Annotated in this window: 18 protein-coding genes and 3 tRNA genes; 6 read left to right on the top strand and 15 right to left on the bottom strand. The window is 68.9% G+C overall.

Annotation, left to right across the window (positions count from 1 at the left end):
* Positions 1-31: 31 nt before the first annotated feature.
* Both KIH27_RS15235 and KIH27_RS15240 read right to left on the bottom strand, forming a co-directional pair.
* Positions 32-940: an ROK family protein gene (locus tag KIH27_RS15235; RefSeq protein ID WP_214093805.1), complete on the bottom strand. Its 909-nt coding sequence runs from the start codon at positions 938-940 to the stop codon at positions 32-34.
* Entirely contained in the window at positions 940-5157 is a 4218-nt protein-coding gene (locus KIH27_RS15240) for a glycoside hydrolase family 38 N-terminal domain-containing protein (protein ID WP_214093806.1), read from the bottom strand. The genes KIH27_RS15235 and KIH27_RS15240 overlap by 1 nt, the downstream gene beginning before the upstream one ends.
* 55 nt (positions 5158-5212) lie before the next feature.
* Here KIH27_RS15240 and KIH27_RS15245 point away from each other — a divergent pair, with 55 nt between their 5' ends.
* From KIH27_RS15245 to KIH27_RS15260, 4 genes are all read left to right on the top strand, one after another.
* Positions 5213-6577, top strand: a complete 1365-nt coding sequence (locus KIH27_RS15245; RefSeq protein WP_214093807.1) for an ABC1 kinase family protein — start codon at positions 5213-5215, stop codon at positions 6575-6577.
* A complete protein-coding gene (locus KIH27_RS15250) occupies positions 6578-7483 on the top strand; it encodes an alpha/beta fold hydrolase (RefSeq protein ID WP_214093808.1) in 906 nt (301 codons plus the stop codon).
* A gap of 102 nt (positions 7484-7585) precedes the next feature.
* Complete coding sequence (locus tag KIH27_RS15255) at positions 7586-8449, top strand: cyclopropane mycolic acid synthase family methyltransferase (RefSeq protein ID WP_214093809.1); 864 nt, start codon at positions 7586-7588, stop codon at positions 8447-8449.
* A gap of 189 nt (positions 8450-8638) precedes the next feature.
* The gene (locus KIH27_RS15260) at positions 8639-9529 is read left to right on the top strand and encodes a cyclopropane mycolic acid synthase family methyltransferase (protein WP_214093810.1); all 891 of its coding nucleotides are present in this window, start codon (positions 8639-8641) and stop codon (positions 9527-9529) included.
* 96 nt (positions 9530-9625) lie between these two features.
* On the opposite strand, the gene rplA is transcribed toward KIH27_RS15260, so the two are convergent.
* The 11 genes from rplA to KIH27_RS15315 all read right to left on the bottom strand — a co-directional run bounded on the left by rplA (position 9626) and on the right by KIH27_RS15315 (position 14401).
* Positions 9626-10333 carry a 50S ribosomal protein L1 gene (gene rplA, locus KIH27_RS15265; RefSeq protein WP_214093811.1) on the bottom strand — a complete coding sequence of 236 codons (708 nt, stop codon included), beginning with the start codon at positions 10331-10333 and terminating at the stop codon, positions 9626-9628.
* Between the two features lie 149 nt (positions 10334-10482).
* Positions 10483-10911, bottom strand: coding sequence for a 50S ribosomal protein L11 (rplK, locus tag KIH27_RS15270; protein WP_046285412.1), 429 nt, complete (start codon positions 10909-10911; stop codon positions 10483-10485).
* A gap of 80 nt (positions 10912-10991) precedes the next feature.
* Positions 10992-11783, bottom strand: coding sequence for a transcription termination/antitermination protein NusG (gene nusG, locus KIH27_RS15275; RefSeq protein WP_214093812.1), 792 nt, complete (start codon positions 11781-11783; stop codon positions 10992-10994).
* Positions 11784-11806: 23 nt separating this feature from the next.
* Positions 11807-12250 (bottom strand): preprotein translocase subunit SecE, encoded by a 444-nt coding sequence (gene secE, locus KIH27_RS15280; RefSeq protein ID WP_214093813.1) that lies wholly within the window; start codon positions 12248-12250, stop codon positions 11807-11809.
* A gap of 87 nt (positions 12251-12337) precedes the next feature.
* Positions 12338-12410: transfer RNA gene (locus KIH27_RS15285), tRNA-Trp, on the bottom strand.
* 173 nt (positions 12411-12583) lie between these two features.
* Positions 12584-13084, bottom strand: coding sequence for a (3R)-hydroxyacyl-ACP dehydratase subunit HadC (hadC, locus tag KIH27_RS15290; RefSeq protein ID WP_214093814.1), 501 nt, complete (start codon positions 13082-13084; stop codon positions 12584-12586).
* Between the two features lie 17 nt (positions 13085-13101).
* Entirely contained in the window at positions 13102-13530 is a 429-nt protein-coding gene (gene hadB / locus KIH27_RS15295; RefSeq protein ID WP_214093815.1) for a (3R)-hydroxyacyl-ACP dehydratase subunit HadB, read from the bottom strand.
* A complete protein-coding gene (gene hadA / locus KIH27_RS15300) occupies positions 13517-13999 on the bottom strand; it encodes a (3R)-hydroxyacyl-ACP dehydratase subunit HadA (RefSeq protein WP_214093816.1) in 483 nt (160 codons plus the stop codon). The genes hadB and hadA overlap by 14 nt, the downstream gene beginning before the upstream one ends.
* An 11-nt stretch (positions 14000-14010) precedes the next feature.
* Complete coding sequence (gene rpmG / locus KIH27_RS15305; RefSeq protein WP_024440978.1) at positions 14011-14178, bottom strand: 50S ribosomal protein L33; 168 nt, start codon at positions 14176-14178, stop codon at positions 14011-14013.
* A gap of 37 nt (positions 14179-14215) precedes the next feature.
* Positions 14216-14289 (bottom strand) — tRNA-Met (locus tag KIH27_RS15310).
* A 39-nt stretch (positions 14290-14328) separates the two neighbouring features.
* Positions 14329-14401 (bottom strand) — tRNA-Thr (locus KIH27_RS15315).
* 92 nt (positions 14402-14493) lie between these two features.
* Here KIH27_RS15315 and KIH27_RS15320 point away from each other — a divergent pair.
* Together KIH27_RS15320 and KIH27_RS15325 are read left to right on the top strand one after the other, a co-directional pair.
* A complete protein-coding gene (locus KIH27_RS15320; protein WP_214093817.1) occupies positions 14494-15243 on the top strand; it encodes an MBL fold metallo-hydrolase in 750 nt (249 codons plus the stop codon).
* Positions 15244-15254: 11 nt separating this feature from the next.
* The gene (locus KIH27_RS15325) at positions 15255-16088 is read left to right on the top strand and encodes a DUF8453 domain-containing protein (RefSeq protein ID WP_214093818.1); all 834 of its coding nucleotides are present in this window, start codon (positions 15255-15257) and stop codon (positions 16086-16088) included.
* Between the two features lies 1 nt (position 16089).
* On the opposite strand, the gene KIH27_RS15330 is transcribed toward KIH27_RS15325, so the two are convergent.
* Complete coding sequence (locus tag KIH27_RS15330; protein ID WP_214093819.1) at positions 16090-17145, bottom strand: patatin-like phospholipase family protein; 1056 nt, start codon at positions 17143-17145, stop codon at positions 16090-16092.
* Positions 17135-17605 carry a cyanase gene (cynS, locus tag KIH27_RS15335; protein ID WP_443677227.1) on the bottom strand — a complete coding sequence of 157 codons (471 nt, stop codon included), beginning with the start codon at positions 17603-17605 and terminating at the stop codon, positions 17135-17137. The genes KIH27_RS15330 and cynS overlap by 11 nt, the downstream gene beginning before the upstream one ends.
* Between the last annotated feature and the right edge of the window lie 22 nt (positions 17606-17627).

Raw genomic sequence — 17627 nt, forward strand, 5'->3', positions numbered from 1 at the left:
CTTCTCGCACTCCGCCGCCCTACCCGCAGAGTCAACGCAGACCGGCGAGCACCGCCGCGCCGACCAGCCCGGCGTCGCCACCCAGTTCGGCGGGCACCACCCGCAGACCGGCTAGGAACTCCAGGCCGGCGTACCCGGCCAGCGCCGCCCGCAGCGGATCGAACAGCACGCCACCGGATTTGGCGACTCCCCCACCGATCACCACCAGGTCCAGGTCACAGACCGCCGCCACCGAGGCGATCATCGCGGCCAGCGCGGTGGTGCCGCGGGCGAAGGCCGCCACCGCCACCGGATCACCGGCGGTGGCGGCTTCCGCGAGCACCTTGGCGTCGGCGGTGTCGTCCGGTGTCCAGCCGTTGGCCAGCGCCCAGCGCACCATCGCCGGGCCGGCGGCGACAGCCTCCACGCAGCCGTGCCCGCCACACCGACACGGCGGTCCGTCCCGATCAACGACGACGTGGCCGACGTGCCCGGCGTTGCCGGTGCGGCCGTGGTAGGGAACGCCGTCGAGGATCAGGCCGCCGCCGACCCCGGTCGACACCACCATGCCGAGCATCGAGTGGGCGCCGCGGCCGGCGCCGTGCCGGTGCTCACCGAGCGCCATGCACACCCCGTCGCCGGCGAACCGGACCGGCACCCCCGGCACCGCCGCCGCGACCCGATCACGCAGCGGGAAGCCCCGCCAGGAGGCGATGTTGACCGGGCTGACGGTACCGGCTGCCCGATCGATCGGCCCGGCGCAGCCGACGCCCACCCCGTCCACCGCACCGCCGACGACCGCGAGCACCTCGGCGATCAGCCCGGCGGCCACCGCCCACACCGTCTCGGCATCGCGGTCGCCCTGCGTGGGCCGCACCGCGGTGTGCACCAGCGCACCGGAGGGATCCACCAGGCCGACGGCGATCTTGGTGCCACCGACGTCCACCGCCAGGGTCGCCATCAGGCCAGGCCCGGGGTTTCGGGATCACCGTCGGCGGGCAGCACCGCCATCCGCACCGTCGGCGAGTAGATCAGCGCCCCGGCGCAACCGACCCGGATCAGCGCCCAGAAGTCGCCGGGCTCCGCCCAGGCCGGCGGTGTCACGTCGAAGCCGACGGTCACGGTGCCACCGGCGGGGATGACGGCGCCGGCCGCCGCTGGCCCGGCCCACTCCCACGTGCCCCACGGGCTGATCAGGTGCGCCTCCACCGCCAGGTCGGTGCGCGCGTCGGTGCCGACGGTGACGGTCAGCCGGGCAGATTCACCGGCGCGCACGTCGACGTCCGCCGGGCCGTCCACCAGGTACAGCAGCCGGGCCGGGCCGGCCCCGCCGACCGTCACGACGGCGACGTCTTCGACGGGCTGATGCCACGCGGGGGGAACCTCGGCACCGGTGACGTCGAACCGGGCCCGGATCGGGTACACCCCGGGGTCGGCGCCCGACGGCACCATCACCGCCAGGTCCACGGCCAGATGCTCGCCCGCCTCCAGCCGCACCGGCACCTTCCCCGGCTCCACCGTCCAATCGTCGGGCCCGGTCAGGGTCACCGCGCCGATCAGGGCGGCGTCGACGCTGTCGCTGGCCACGGTCAACCCCAGCGTCAGCCGGGCGCCCGGTTCCGCGTCGAGGCGCTGCGGTTGCAGCACCGGGATCCCCGGCAGCCCGCCCAGCGGCGCCGGTCCGCGGTTGTGCTGCCAGAAGCGCGGGTACAGCGGCTGGGCGGTCTCGGCGTCCGGGCCGAGACCGGCCCCAGCATCGGCCGACGCCCCGATGTCCAGCCGGGCCAGCACGGTGGCGATCTCGTAGCCGTGCAGTCGCTGCGGGTCCGGGTGCTCGACGGGCTGCTCCAACAGGTCGGCCCGGCCCAGCACGGTCACGTTGCCCAGGTCGCTGCGCAGCCGGACGTCGGCGTCGGCCCCGTGCCCCTCCACCAGTCGGACCGCGACCGTGGCCGGGTCGACCGGCTGCGCGCTGCCGCGGGCCAACGGGTTGCCGGCCGGTTTGAGCGCGCCCACCGCCACCGACCCGGCGCCGTCGACCCGCAGCAGCGACCCGGTCGCGGGCAGGGCGCCGCCGGCCTCGACAGGCAGCACCGCCAGCAGCGGGTCGGCGAATTCGGCGCTGCGGTCGGCGATGCGGGCCTGCCGCCAGTCGCCGTCCCCGGCCAGCAGGGCGTAGTCGAAGGTGTGCGTCCAATGCTGCAACTGGAAGTTGCTGCCGTCGGGTGCGGTGCGGCGCTCGCCGTCGGTCCAGGCCGCCGACGGCCAGCTGGTGCAGGAGCGCAGCAGTGCGGTGTGCAGGGTGCCGTGCTTGTCGACGGCGAAGCTGGGCACGCCGCGGTTGACCAGTGCGACGGTGCGCGCCTCGAACGGCGCCATCTCGGCGGGGGCGTCCTGATTCACCTCGATCTGCGCGTCGGCGAGGTCGTCGGCGACCCGGGCGATCTCGGCGGCCAGCCCGGCCTGCGAAACGGTCTCGTCGGCGGCGGCGATCACCAGTACCGGCAGTGCCCGCACCCCGCTCAGGTCCGCGCCGGGTACCCACACCTGCGTCAGCGGCGCCGTCGCCGGCACCCACACCCGCGCTCGGCCGTCACGCGCCAGCTGCCGGTCCAGTTCGGCGGTGTACGCCGGGTCGGCGGCAGCCAGCACCGACGCGGTGAAGGCGTTGACCGCGGGCCCGCCCAGCGCGATCCGGGTGTCGGGGAGGTTGGAGTCGACGTCGAGGTTGCCGTAACGGGGGCCGTCGCTCGCCGAGCAGGTGGCGGTCACCCCGGCGCGCACCAGGGCGACCATCAGCTCCCGGACCTCGGCGGCACCCGAATCCGCCGCCACCACCTCGGCGACCGCCACCGCGCGGGTGCCGTCACCGACGCTGATCCGGACGCACGACGACAGCCCGAACCAGCGGTGCGCGGGGGTGTCCAGCGTCCACGGGAACCGGGCGGTGTCGACCGAGCGCCCGCTGGCTTCGTGCAGCAGTCCGAAGCCCCGGCCGATGACGGCGTCGGCGGTCTCCGCGACCGGCATGGCGCCGGGGATCGGGCAGGGCCAGCGCAGCCGCAGCAGGTGGTCGGCCCCGGTGAACCCCGACACCACCGTGCGACAGTCGATCCGGTCCACCCCGTTCCACAGCGTCAGCGTCTGCGTGTAGCTCAGCACCCGGCGGATGCGGCCGCGCACCACCAGCCGCTCCCCCAGCGGGCTGCGGTAGGCCTGCACGGTGACGTCCCGGGCGACGGCGGAGGTGAACAGGTTGCCGCTGGGCACCAGGTGCCACGGCCCCTCCCCGGACTGCGGGTGTTTCGGGTATTCGTCGTAGACGGCGAGCTGGTTGCCGAGCCCGCCCTCGACGATCAGTTCGCGCCCGGCGCCAAGCCACGACGACACCCCGCCGCCGCGGGCCGGGTCGACGGTCAGCCGGTGCTGCTCGTTGCCGATCTGAGTGCCGGGGATCGGGGTCCAGCCCCCAGCAGACCCTGATGTCACCCGGTAGCTTCGCCAGCCCAGCGACGGCACCCCGGCCGCCAGCCAGGTCACCGTGTGGCTGTCGTCGTCGAGCACGGCGGCTACCTCGGCGCCGTCGGCGTCCAGGACCCGAACCCCACCCGTCGGCTCACGCAGCCGCACACTGACTACGTCGGTGCGGTCGCGCGCCACCGGGTTCCACACCACCGCCGACCGGTCGCCGCCGACCAGCCCGGACAGCACCGCCAGCGCACTGTCCCGGGCATCGCGGCCCAGCTGCCAGGCGTCGCGCCAGCCGGTCAGCAGGTCCAGGTACACCTGGTCGGATTCCGAGCCGGTGATCGCGTCGTGGTGGGCGTTGTAGGACAGCTGCGCCCAGCCTTTGGCCAGCGCCGCTTCCGGGTAGACCGCGCCGGTCAGCAGTGCGGCGAACATCGCGAACCGCTCGGCGCCCAGCAGTGCCTGCTCGGCGGCCCGGTTGGCCTGCTTGGTGTCGATGTAGGAGACGTGGCAGCCGGTGTAGATCGGGTTCATGTCCCGGGTCTGCGGCGACGGGGTCCGTCCACGCGCCCCCAGTTCGGCGCGCACCGCGGCGAAGAACTCGCTCGGCAGCGCACAGACGAACCGCGGCCAGGTGTAGCGCGCCGCCCAGTCCCGGTGGATGTCGACGACCCAGCGGTTCGGCGGGGTGAAGTCGGTGCCGACCGGCAGCAGCACGTTGCGGGTGGCCGCCACCTTCTGCAGCCCGCTGAACAGCGTGTGGACGTCGGCTTCGGCCTCGGCCAGCGTCTGCGCCGCGTCCATCCACCAGCCGGCGGCGTAGTGCGCGGGCATGTAGTGGGTGAGCAGGCCGCGCCCGGACGGCGCGATCCACTCGAACTCGCTCGGGAACTGCATCCGGCACGGGTCGCCGCCACCCGCCATCGGCCCCCACTGGTGATAGGGCCCGCGGGCCCACGCGCTGGACGTCAGCCCGGCGTCGGCCATCATCCCGGGGAACTGCGGATCATGCCCGAACACGTCGAGCTGCCAGGCGGTGGCGGGGTGACCGCCCATGATGTCGCGTTGAAAACCGATGCCGTGCACCAGGTTCCGAATGGTGGTCTCGGCGTCGGTGAGGTTGGTGGACGGTTCGTTGTAGGTACCGCCCATCACCTCCACCCGGCCGTCGGCGATCAGCCGGCGCAGCTCGGCGCGATCGGCCGGGTGGGTGTCCCAGTACGGCTTGAGGTAGTCGACCTCGGCGACGACGAACTTGTACTCCGGATGGGTGCGCGCCCAGTCCAGGTGAGCACGCATGAGGTTGATGCCGTTGGTCTGCCGGCAGGCGCCCAGCGGGCTCTCGGTCCACTCGCTGGTGTAGTTGGCCTGGGTGTTCCACCACACCGGGTCGTAGTGGAAGTGGCCGACCATGAACATGGTCCAGCCGGGTTCGGCGACGGTGAAGGTGAAGTCCAGTTCGGCGCCGGCGGCCGCGGCGCGCGCCGCCCGCCGCTGCCCGGGCGCCGCGCCCACCACGTTCACCGGAATCTCCACCGAACCGTCGACACCGTCGGCGCCGGCGATGACCGCCTGCCCGCGCAAACCGTCGCCGTCGACCCGGATCACCGAGCCTGCGGCGGCCCCGCGGTAGTCGACCCGCGCCAGCTGCACCGGCGCAGCGGCCGGCCCGACGAAAAGGTCCGTTGACTGCGCAGCGACAACCTCCATGACCGCACCATACGGTCGTTACAGCCGGGGCCGGCCGGTTTGGCAGACTGCAACGATGAGTTCGACCATTCCCCGGCAGGTGGCCAAGCTGGACCGGGTTCCGCTGCCGGTCGAGGCGGCGCGGATCGGGGCGACGGGCTGGCAGCTCACCCGCGCCGTCACCCGGGTCTTCACCAAGCTGCTCACGCCCGGACCGATCCAGCAGAAGGTGATCCGGGAGCTGCCGCAGACCTTCGCCGACCTCGGCCCCACCTACGTGAAGTTCGGCCAGATCGTCGCCTCCAGCCCCGGGGCGTTCGGCGAGTCGCTGTCGCGGGAGTTCCGCGGGCTGCTCGACGCGGTGCCGCCCGCCGATCCGGTCGAGGTGCACAAGCTGTTCATCGAGGAGCTGGGCGCCGAACCGCAGGAACTGTTCGCCAGCTTCGATGAGACCCCGATCGCGTCGGCGTCGATCGCCCAGGTGCATTTCGCCACCCTGCACAGCGGCGAGGAGGTGGTGGTGAAGATCCAGCGCCCGGGCATCCGCCGCCGGGTCGCCGCCGACCTGCAGATCCTTAAGCGCTTCGCCCAACTGGTGGAGCTGGCCAAACTGGGCCGACGGCTGTCCGCCCAGGACGTGGTGGCCGACTTCTCCGACAACCTCGCCGAGGAACTGGACTTCCGCATCGAGGCGCAGTCGATGCAGACCTGGGTGTCGCACCTGCACGGATCACCGCTGGGCAAGAACATCAAGGTCGCCGACGTGCACTGGGACTTCACCAGTGAGCGGGTCCTGACGATGGAGCGGGTGTCGGGCATCCGCATCGATGACGCGAAGGCCATCCGCAAGGCCGGGTTCGACGGCGTCGAACTGGTCAAGGCGCTGCTGTTCGCCACGTTCGAGGGCGGGCTGCGGCACGGGCTGTTCCACGGCGACCTGCACGCCGGCAACCTGCTGGTCGACGAGAAAGGGCGCGTCGTCTTCCTCGACTTCGGGATCATGGGCCGCATCGACCCGCGCACCCGCTGGCTGCTGCGCGAACTGGTGTACGCCCTGCTGGTCAAGAAGGACCACGCCGCCGCCGGCAAGATCGTGGTGCTGATGGGCGCGGTGGGCACGGTGAGACCGGAGGGCCAGGCCGCCAAGGACCTGGAGGCGTTCGCCACCCCGCTGACGATGAAATCGCTCGGCGAGTTGTCCTACGCCGACATCGGCAAGCAACTGTCGGCACTCGCCGACGCCTACGACGTGAAGCTGCCGCGTGAGCTGGTGCTGATCGGCAAGCAGTTCCTTTACGTGGAGCGCTACATGAAGCTGCTGGCGCCGAAGTGGCAGATGATGAGCGATCCGGAGCTGACCGGCTACTTCGCCAACTTCATGGTCGACGTCCGCCGCGAACACGGCAGCGAGACCACCGACGCGACCGAACCGGAGGCCTGAGTGCAGAAGCGCAGCGGGACGGCCCGCTCCGGCGACCTGGACATCTACTACGAGGATCTGGGCGACGAATCCCATCCCCCGGTGCTGCTGGTGATGGGCCTCGGCGCCCAGCTGCTGCTGTGGCGGACCGGGTTCTGCGAGAAGCTCGTCGCGCAGGGACTGCGGGTCATCCGCTACGACAACCGGGACGTCGGGCTGTCGAGCAAGCTGGGCCGTGAACACGCCCGCGGCTCGCTGATCCCGCGGATGGCCCGGTTCTGGCTGGGGTTGCGCAGCGCGTCGGTGTACACGCTGGAGGACATGGCCGACGACGCCGCGGCGCTCCTCGACCACCTGGGGATCGAGCGCGCGCACGTCGTCGGCGCCTCGATGGGCGGGATGATCGTCCAGGTCTTCGCCGCCCGGTTCGCGCACCGCACCCGCTCGCTGGCGGTGATCTTCTCCAGCAACAACCGGCGGTTCCTGCCGCCGCCGGGGCCGCGTCAGCTGCTGGCACTGCTCACCGGCCCGTCGCCGGACTCCCCGCGCGACGTCATCATCGACAACATGGTGCGGGCCAGCCGGATCATCGGCAGCCCCCGCTACCCGGCCCCGGAGCCGCAGTTGCGGGCGAATGCGATCGAGGCCTACGAGCGCAGCTACTACCCGTGGGGGATGGCCCGGCAGTTCGGCGCGATCCTCGGCAGCGGCAGCCTGGCTCACTACGACCGGCTGATCGCCGCGCCGACGGTGGTCATCCACGGGCTGGCGGACAAGTTGATGCGCCCGTCGGGCGGCCGGGCGGTTGCCGACGCCATCGATCGCGCCCGGCTGGTGCTGTTCGAGGGGATGGGCCACGACCTGCCCGAGGAGCTGTGGAACCCGGTGATCAGTGAGCTGACCACCACGTTCGGCGACGCCGAGTAGCGAAGTCACACCCGATCGAGTTTTCCGGGGCGGTGACGGTAGGCTGTCTACGCCTTTGCCCTACCTACCTTTCCCCCGGAAGAGATCGCGAGTAGACCGAGAATGTCGAAGCTGGAACCGAAGTACGAGGAACTGCAGTCGATCTACGACATCTCGAACGAGTTCTACGAGCTGTTCCTGGGCCCGACCATGGGCTACACCTGCGGGTTCTACCCGGACAAGGACACCACCTGCGATGAGGCGCAGATCGCCAAGTTCGACCTGGCACTGGGCAAGCTGGGCCTGCAGCCTGGTATGACGCTGCTCGACATCGGCTGCGGCTGGGGTGCCTGCATGCAGCGGGCGATCGAGAAGTACGACGTCAACGTGATCGGCCTGACGCTCAGCGGTGAGCAGCGTGGGTACGCGATCGAGAAGCTGGCGAAGGTGCAGACCAACCGCAGCGTCGAGGTGCGTCTGCAGGGCTGGGAGGAGTTCACCGACAAGGTGGACCGGATCGTGTCGATCGGCGCCTTCGAGCACTTCGGCCGCGACCGCTGGGAGGACTTCTTCCGGGTCACCTACAACGCGCTGCCCGACGACGGCCGGATGCTACTGCACACGATCACCGCGATCGCCGGCTCGGAGGACGCCCTGGCCAAGGGTCTGCCGCTGACGATGGACCTGGCGAAGTTCACCCTGTTCATCATGAAGGAGATCTTCCCCGGGGGACAGCTGCCGTCGGCGTGGCTGCCGCGCAAGTATGCCGCCGACGCCGGGTTCACCTGCACCCGCGACGACGAGATCGGCCCGCACTACGCCCGCACCCTCGAGGACTGGGCGGCGATGCTGCTGGCCAACAAGGACCGGGCGATCGAGGTGCAGGGCCAGGAGGCCTACGACCGCTTCGACAAGTACCTCAACGGTTGCGTGGACCTGTTCCGCAAGGGCTACGACTCCGTGCACCAGTACACCCTGCAGAAATAACGGACGGTCCCGGTGCGGCCCGAGAACACCTGGGCCGCACCGACGTCTCGGACACAGCAACCGCAACCGCCGGGGAATCCGCTGTGAAACACCACCTGCCGGTATGCTGCAACCGTTGACCGGCACCCACCACGTGCCAGATCAGGCGTCCGGCCACAGATTTTTCATCAGGAAGGCGATCAGGCACCGATGATGAACAAAGCGACGCGCACCCAGGGGATGCGCCCCAAGTTCGCGAACATCCAAGCCCACTACGACCTTTCCGATGATTTCTTCGCGCTGTTTCAGGACTCGACCCGGATGTACAGCTGCGCGTACTTCGAGCCGCCGGAGGCCACTCTCGCCGAGGCGCAGATCGCGAAGATCGACCTGAACCTGGACAAGCTGGACCTGCGGCCCGGCATGACGTTGCTGGACATCGGCTGCGGCTGGGGCGCGACGATGCGGCGGGCCATCGAGAAGTACGACGTCAACGTGGTGGGCCTGACCCTGTCCAAGAACCAGCACGCCTACTCGCAGAACCTGCTCGACGGGCTGGACACCGAACGGTCCCGCCGGGTGCTGCTCAACGGCTGGGAGGAGTTCCACGAGCCGGTCGACCGGATCGTCTCGATCGAGGCGTTCGAGCACTTCGGCTTCGAGAACTACGACGACTTCTTCAAGAACAGCTTCGACATCATGCCCGACGACGGCCGGATGACGATTCAGAGCAGCGTCAGCTTCCACCCGTACGACCTGAACGCCCGCGGCAAGAAGCTGACGTTCGAGACCGCGCGGTTCATCAAGTTCATCCTCACCGAGATCTTCCCGGGTGGGCGGCTGCCCACCACCGGAATGATGGTGGAGCACGGCGAGAAGGCCGGCTTCACCGTGCCCGAGGCGCTCTCGCTGCGGTCGCACTACATCAAGACGCTGAAAATCTGGGGGGACGCCCTGGAGTCCCGGCACGACGAGGCTGTCGCCATCCAGTCCGAAGAGGTCTACGAGCGGTACATGAAGTACCTGCGCGGCTGCGAGTACTACTTCACCGACGAGAGCCTCGACGTCAGCCTGGTCAGCTACACCAAGCAGCCCGCCTGATACCGGCCGCCGGTCGTGCGGTCTGATCCGCAACACGTCGCAAACGTCAAAGCCCGCTACTCCATCAGGAGCAGCGGGCTTTGACGTTGCGGCTGGTTACTCCGCGGTGAAGTTGCGGGTCACGGCCGGGTCCACCGGGATGCCGGGGCCGGTGGTGGTGGAGACGGTCACCTTCTTGACGTAGCGGCCCTTCGACGACGACGGCTTGAGCCGCAGCACCTCGTCGAGTGCGGCGCCGTAGTTCTCCGCCAGTTTCGCCTCGTCGAACGAGGCCTTGCCGATGACGAAGTGCAGGTTGGCCTGCTTGTCGACGCGGAAGTTGATCTTGCCGCCCTTGATGTCCGTGATCGCCTTGGCGACGTCGGGGGTGACGGTGCCGGTCTTGGGGTTGGGCATCAGGCCACGCGGGCCCAGCACGCGGGCGATCCGGCCGACCTTGGCCATCTGGTCCGGGGTGGCGATCGCGGCGTCGAAGTCCAGGAAACCACCCTGGATCTTCTCGATCAGATCGTCGCTGCCGACGACGTCGGCGCCGGCGGCGATGGCCTGCTCGGCCTTCTCGCCGACCGCGAAGACCGCGACGCGGGCGGTCTTACCGGTGCCGTGCGGCAGGTTGACGGTGCCGCGGACCATCTGGTCTGCCTTGCGCGGGTCCACACCGAGGCGGATGGCGACCTCGACGGTGGCGTCCTGCTTGGTCGAGGACGTCTCCTTGGCCAGCTTCGCGGCCTGCAGGGGGGTGTAGAGGTTGTCGCGGTCGACCTTCTCGGCGGCCGCGCGGTATGCCTTGCTGTTCTTGCTCATTGGATGTCCAATCTCAGATGGTTGGTTGTGGTCGGCGGGCCGGAGCTGGCCCTCCCACGGAATTACTCGACTGTGCCTTCTCGTCGAGTAATCCCCTCGCATTCCCTCGCTGGGCCTCGTACCTCGGCCCGCTCGGTCATGCTCAAGGATTACTCGACGGTGATCCCCATCGACCGGGCGGTGCCGGCGATGATCTTGGCGCCCGCCTCGATGTCGTTGGCGTTGAGGTCGGCCTTCTTGGTCTCGGCGATCTCGCGGACCTGGTCCCAGGTGACCTTGGCGACCTTGGTCTTGTGCGGCTCGGCCGATCCCTTGGCGATGCCCGCAGCCTTGAGCAGCATCCGCGCGGCCGGCGGCGTCTTCAGCGCGAACGTGAAGCTGCGGTCCTCGTAGACGGTGATCTCGACCGGGATGACGTTGCCACGCTGGCCTTCTGTCGCGGCGTTGTACGCCTTGCAGAACTCCATGATGTTGACGCCGTGCTGACCGAGCGCCGGACCGACCGGCGGCGCGGGGTTGGCTTCGCCGGCCTTGATCTGCAGCTTGATCAGCCCGGCGACCTTCTTCTTCGGGGCCATGAGGTGTTGCGTCCTTTCTAGTGCCGGATTCCTCCGCGGGCTCGTCCCTCACCCGCATCGCCGTCCGGCGTCGTACTTAACTAAATCTTCGAGACCTGGGTGAAGGCGAGTTCGACCGGCGTCTCCCGGCCGAAGATGGACACCAGCACCTTGAGCTTCTGCTGTTCGGCGTTGACCTCGCTGATCGACGCCGGCAGCGTCGCGAACGGGCCGTCCATGACGGTGACCGATTCGCCGACCTCGTAGTCGACCTCGATGACCGGCCGGTCCAGGCCGCCCTCGGCGGCCGCGGCCGCCGTGCTGGCACCGGCGCGGGCAGGCTTCTTGGCCGCGCCCTGCGGCAGCAGGAACTTCACCACGTCGTCCAGCGACAGCGGTGACGGCTGCGAGGTGGCCCCCACGAAGCCCGTGACGCCGGGCGTGTTGCGCACCGCCGACCACGACTCGTCGGTCAGGTCCATCCGGACCAGGATGTAGCCCGGCAGCACCTTGCGGTTGACCTGCTTGCGCTGGCCGTTCTTGATCTCGGTGACCTCTTCGGTCGGCACCTCCACCTGGAAGATGTAGTCGCCGACGTCGAGGTTCTGCACGCGGGTCTCGAGGTTGGCCTTCACCTTGTTCTCGTAACCGGCGTAGGAGTGGATGACGTACCAGTAACCCGGCTTGCTGCGCAGCTCCGCTTTCAGCGCCACTGCGGGGTCGAGCTCCTCGGCCGGCTGCACCTCGGTCGCCTCGGCCGCCCCGGTCGTCTCGTCAGCGGGCACCGTGGTGTCCGCTGCGGCTTCTTCTGCCGCTTCTTCGAGGACCTCTTCCGGGGTCTCCGTCGGGTCGACCGGCTCGCCCGCGGGCGTGTCGCCGTCGAAGGTAGTCACGGTTGTCAGTCCTCTCTATAACTTCACTCGCCGAACACCAGCATGACCAGCCTGGCGAAGCCGTAGTCGGCTCCGGCGACCAGCGCCACCATGAACACCAGGAACACCAGCACCACGGCGGTGTAGGTGATCATCTGCTTGCGGTTCGGCCAGATGACCTTGCGCAGCTCGCCGACGACCTGCTTGAGGTAGTTCAGGACGAAGACGATCGGGTTGCGTGACGGACCCGTCGCTTTCTTCTTCGCCTTCTTGGCCTTCTTGCCGGCCTCGGCTTCGACGGTGCTCTCGGTGAGCTCGACGGCGGTGGTGTCCTCGCCGTCCGCCGCACGCTGGCGGGAGCGTTTGCCGCTGGGGCGCATCGGGTCCGACGGGCGGGTCACCACGGCCGTCCGGCCCTGGCGGCCGTTGGCATCGCCGGTCTCGTCGCCGTCAGCTGCGGCGTCGGGACGGTCGCGCTCGTCGGTCACCGCATGCTCCTTCGTCGTTGTGTTCGGTGCCGCACCCGGTGGACACCTGACTTCCAGTGTCCACCATGGCACGCCATGCGCCGTCAGCAGGGGCGACAGGACTTGAACCTGCAACCTGCGGTTTTGGAGACCGCTGCTCTGCCAGTTGAGCTACGCCCCTTCGAGGTTGGTGAGCCAACCTGCCGGGATTCACCTGTGCGCCGTCACCGGCCCACACAACGCGCGCGCCTCCCGTTCGCTCCACGGAAAGCGCGCTAGTGCTGGGAAAATCCCGAGGTCCGAGTGTACATCGCGGCGGGGTCCCCTGACCAATCCGGCCCAATACCGCCCGGATCAGGCCGTTCGGACGACCTGACCGGACTCGGCATCCCACTTGAGGCTGACCGAATCGTCGGCGTCATGACCCATCATCGTGGTGAACGCCTCCAGCACGGTGTCGCCGGCCTCGTTGGTCAGGATGTTGCGGGTGGTGACGATGTCGGCGCCGAACCGCTCGTTGACCGAGGCGATCTCCATCCGCGCATACAGCTTGTCACCGGCCTTGATCGGCTTGTGGTAGGTGAAACCCTGGTCGACCTGGACCATCTGCATGGTCGTGTACCCGGTGTCGACGTTGCGGAAGAAGTCCGCCTGCACGAGCTTCGCCAGGATCGCCACGAAGGTCAGCGGCGCGACCAGCGAGTCGTAGCCGAGTTCCGCCGCCGCTGCTTCGTCGAAGCTGGCCGCATCCTCGGATTGGACCGCCCGCGCGTACTCGCGGATCTTCTCGCGTCCCACGTAGAACGGCTCAGGGTAGCGCCAGATCATCCCCCGGATATCGGTCTTGATCGCCATGACTCCCCCTTAAGGTTTCAGGCCAGCTTGGCTGAGGCCACCGCCCGCCCGAAAATCTTCTTGCCATCGGTTGTCGCGGTGAGCGCAATGGTCACCGACTTGGTCTCCGGGTCGACGGACTTGACCCGGCCGTTGAAGACGACTTCGGCGCCTTTGCCGTCGTTGGGCACCGGCACCACCGCGGTGAAGCGGACGTTGTACTCGGTTACCGCTCCCGGGTCGCCCACCCAGGATGTCACGTAGCCTCCGCCGAGGCCCATGGTCAGCATGCCGTGCGCGATCGCGCTGTCCAAACCGACCTGCTTGGCGATCTCGTCGTCCCAGTGGATCGGGTTGAGGTCACCGGAGACGCCGGCGTAGTTCACCAGATCCTGCCGGGTCAGCGGGTAGACCTTCTCCGGCAGCTGATCGCCGACCTGTACCGAACCGAACTCACGCAACGACATCCGTGAAACCTCCGTCTTCATCACCGTCGCCGGCGCGGCCGGCCAGTGTCGTGTATGTCTCCTGCACGATCTCACCGGTTTCGTCGGTCACAGTCTGCCTGGTCACGATGATGTCGGTGCCGTGGGCACGCCGAACCGAGTCGACGTAGAGATCGCAGTACAGCCGGTCGCCCTCTTTGATCGGGCGGCGGAACGCCAGCTTCTGGTCCACCTGGACGATCTGGGCGTCGCTGACGGCGACACCGATCTCCTCGAAGAACCCCGAGATGACCTGGTAGCCGAAGATCGAGATGTAGGTCGGCGACGCCGCGAGCCCGTCGTAGCCGAGCTCAGCCGCCGCCCGCTCGTCGTAGCAGGCCCGATCGGTGGCTTTGACCGCCCGGGCGTACTCGCGGATCTTCTCGCGCTCGACGTCGTAGTGGTCCGGGTAGCGATAGTGCGCCCCGGCCAGTTTGTCTGCCAGCGACACTGCGGAACGACCTACCGCGACTCGCGGTGCGATTCGTGCTTACCGCAGTTGGGGCAGAATTTCTTCAGCTCCAGGCGGTCGGGGTCGTTGCGGCGGTTCTTCTTGGTGATGTAGTTGCGGTGCTTGCACACCTCGCAGGCCAAGGTGATCTTCGGCCGCACATCAGTACTGGAGGCCACGTCTGCTGCCCTCTTTCACGCGTCGTATTGCTTGCAGTAGCGGTGGGGAGGCTCGATCTCCCGACCTCACGATTATGAGTCGTGCGCTCTAACCAGCTGAGCTACACCGCCCCGATCGGCGCTAGTCGGCACACCGACCGGCGTCCACCGAGCCCCCTAACGGAATCGAACCGTTGACCTTTTCCTTACCATGGAAACGCTCTGCCGACTGAGCTAAGGGGGCCTGTCCTGCTTTTACCTGCGACGCCCCGGTTGGGGCGGCAAGCCTGTTGAAGGTTACAACCTCGCGAGCGACGGCACAAAACCGCTAGTCGCATGCCCGGTTCGCCCTGCTTTAGGCTGGAGGGCGTGCCCGAATCCGACCGGCTGTATTTTCGCCAACTGCTCTCCGGCCGTGATTTCGCCGTGGGCGACCAGGTGGCCTCGCAGATGCGCAACTTCGCCTACCTGATCGGCGACCGTGAAACCGGTGAGACGCTCGTGGTCGACCCGGCCTACGCCGCGGGCGATCTGCTCGACATCGCCGAAGGCGACGGCATGCGACTGTCCGGCGTGCTGGTCACCCATCACCACCCCGACCACGTGGGCGGATCGATGATGGGTTTCGACCTGAAGGGACTCGCCGAACTGCTGGACCGGGTCAACGTACCGGTACACGTGAATACCCACGAGGCGCAATGGGTTTCGCGGATCACCGGCATCTCGATGGGCGATCTCACCGCACACGAGCACGGCGACAAGGTGAGCGTCGGCGACATCGAGATCGAACTGCTGCACACTCCCGGCCACACCCCGGGCAGCCAGTGCTTCCTGCTGGACGGCCGCCTGATCGCCGGCGACACCCTGTTCCTGGACGGCTGCGGCCGCACCGATTTCCCGGGCGGGAACTCCGACGAGATGTACCGCAGTCTGCACGCGCTGGCCGCGCTGCCCGGTGACCCGACGGTCTTCCCCGGCCACTGGTATTCCGAGGACCCCAGTGCGGCGCTCTCCGAGGTGAAGCGGTCAAACTACGTGTACCGCGTCCGTGACCTGGCAGAGTGGCGCATGCGGATGGGCGGATGAGGGGGTAACGGATGGGATCGGTCGAAGACCGCTGGTACGACGTGACACACGCGGGCCCGGAGGCCTGGCTGGCCTGGGCCGCGTGGTTCGCGGTGGTGATCACCGTGCTGGCACTGATCTACCTGAACCGGCAGTTGAAGCGCAACCGCCGGACCGCCGCCGAGCAGACCCGGCCGCATGTGTCGATGTTCATGGAGCCGCACGCCGCCGACTGGCACGTCATCGAACTGGTGGTACGCAACTTCGGCAAGACGCCGGCCTACGACGTCCGGTTCGCGTTCGCCGAGCCGCCCACCGTCGCCCGCTACGAGACGGCCTCGGACGGCTACGCCGACGTCGCCGCGCTGAAGCTCCCCGACGAACTGCCGGTGCTCGCCCCCAACCAGGAGTGGCGGACCGTGTGGGACTCCGCGATCGACCGCGCCGAACTCGGCGAGGGCATCGAGTCGCGGTTCACCGGGACCGTGAGCTACTCCGACAGCCCGGACGACAAGCGTGGCCGGTGGCCGTGGAGCGCCAAGTCGACCCGGTTCGAGAACCGGGTGACGCTGGACTGGAACGACCTGCCGCCGGTGCGCCGGGTCGAACTGATGACCTCCCACGACCTGGCCAAGCGGGAGAAGCAGAAGCTGGAGCTGCTGCGCAGCCTGCTCAGCTACTTCCACTACGCCAGCATGGAGACCCGTCCGGACGTGTTCCGCGCCGAGATCGAACGGATCAACGGGGCGGCCCGCGAGATCCAGGACCGGATGCGCAGCCGCGAGCAGCTGGAGGTCGCGGGCAACACCGACGTGACCGTGCGGCTCGGCGACGCCAGTGCCGAGTTGGGCAAGCACCGCAGCTGAGTCAGCGCGGGTCGGCTGAACCCGCCCCCGGGTAGTGCGACTGCCGGAACCGCTCCAGGTAGGCCGGCCAGTCCCAGGTGCTCAGGAACTCGGTCGCGGCGTCGTACCCGTTCTGGTAGAGCCGCTCCAGGCGGGTCCGCGACACCCCGAAGTCCAGCACCCCGACGTCGGTGGAGTTGACCCGGATGGCGCGCACATTGACCCACGGCTCGCTGAGATAGGTGAGGTCGTGTCCCACCAGCATGGTGGTGATCAGGCTCTCCAGCAGCGAGGTGTGGCCGAGCAGCCGCAGCGGCTTCAGCGCCGGGACCATGTCCCCGAAACCCTTGGTGCCCTGGGAGAGTTCCGGCACCACCGTCACCCCGAACGTGGGCCAGAGCGGGGCCCGGCCGTCGCGCCGGTCGAAGCTGTAGATCGGGAAGTTCGACAGCACGCCCCCGTCGACCAGGGTGGAGCGTCGCCCGTCGGCGCTGGTCAGGGTGACCGGGCGGTAGAAGTACGGCACCGCCATCGACGCGCGCACCGCGTCGGCGACCGACTGCTCATCGGGGTCGAGCCCGTACACCCGCCGGTAGTCCCACGGCAGCCGCACCAGCTGTCCGGTGGTCAGATCGGTGACGCTGACCACCGCCCGGTAGCGACGCTCGGCCAGCAGGTTGTCGCCGTCATAGGTCAGATCCCCCCAGGTGTGCACCCCCAGGTTGGCCAGTTCGCCGCGGATCCAGTCCCGCGCGAAGTCGCCCCGGTACAGCCCGGTGTCCCGGGCCAGCCCCCACAGCGGCCCCAGGTACGGCACCGGTGCGGCGTCGCGCCAGCGTTCCAACGGCACCGACAGCGCCAACTCCCGGACCTGGTCACCGGTGAGCTGGTCGCCCTGGGCGGCGGCCGCGACGATCGCGCCGACCACCGAACCGCCGGACACCCCGGAGACCCGCTCCACCGAGTACCCGGCGTCCATCAGCGCGACCACCGCACCGACCAGCCCGATGAACTTCACCCCGCCGCCGGACAGCACCAGGTCGGCGGTGAGGTGCGGCGACTTGCGTTTAGCCGGCATCGGCCGCCTCTGCCGCCGAATCCCACTCGTAGGCCAGGAATTTCCCGTCGAACGTGATGACCACCCGGTCCCCCTTGGGGTGCGCCTTGCGGTCGAAGTCGACGCTGAAATTGATCGCGCTCATGATGCCGTCGCCGAACTGTTCGTGGATCAACTCCTTGATCGCCCCGCCGTAGACGCTCACCGCCTCGTACAGCCGGTAGATGGTCGGGTCGGTCGGGATCGCGGTCGGCAGGCCACCGCGCATCGGCACCGCGGCGAGCACCGGCACCACCGCGGCGTCCAGCCCCAGCATCTCGACGAGCACCTCACCCAGTTCGGCGGGGATCGGCTGCTGACCCAGCAGCGCCGACGTCGTCCACACCACCGGCCGCTTGATCGCGTCGGCGAGTTCCTGCCAGCTGATGCCCTTCGCCAGCCGGGCGGCGACGATCTGCTCGGTGATCTCGTTTCGGTTCATGGCCTCCAGCATGCGCCGCCTC

Origin of the sequence: Mycolicibacter acidiphilus (assembly GCF_018455725.1) — a bacterium.
GTDB classification, from domain to species: domain Bacteria; phylum Actinomycetota; class Actinomycetes; order Mycobacteriales; family Mycobacteriaceae; genus Mycobacterium; species Mycobacterium acidiphilum.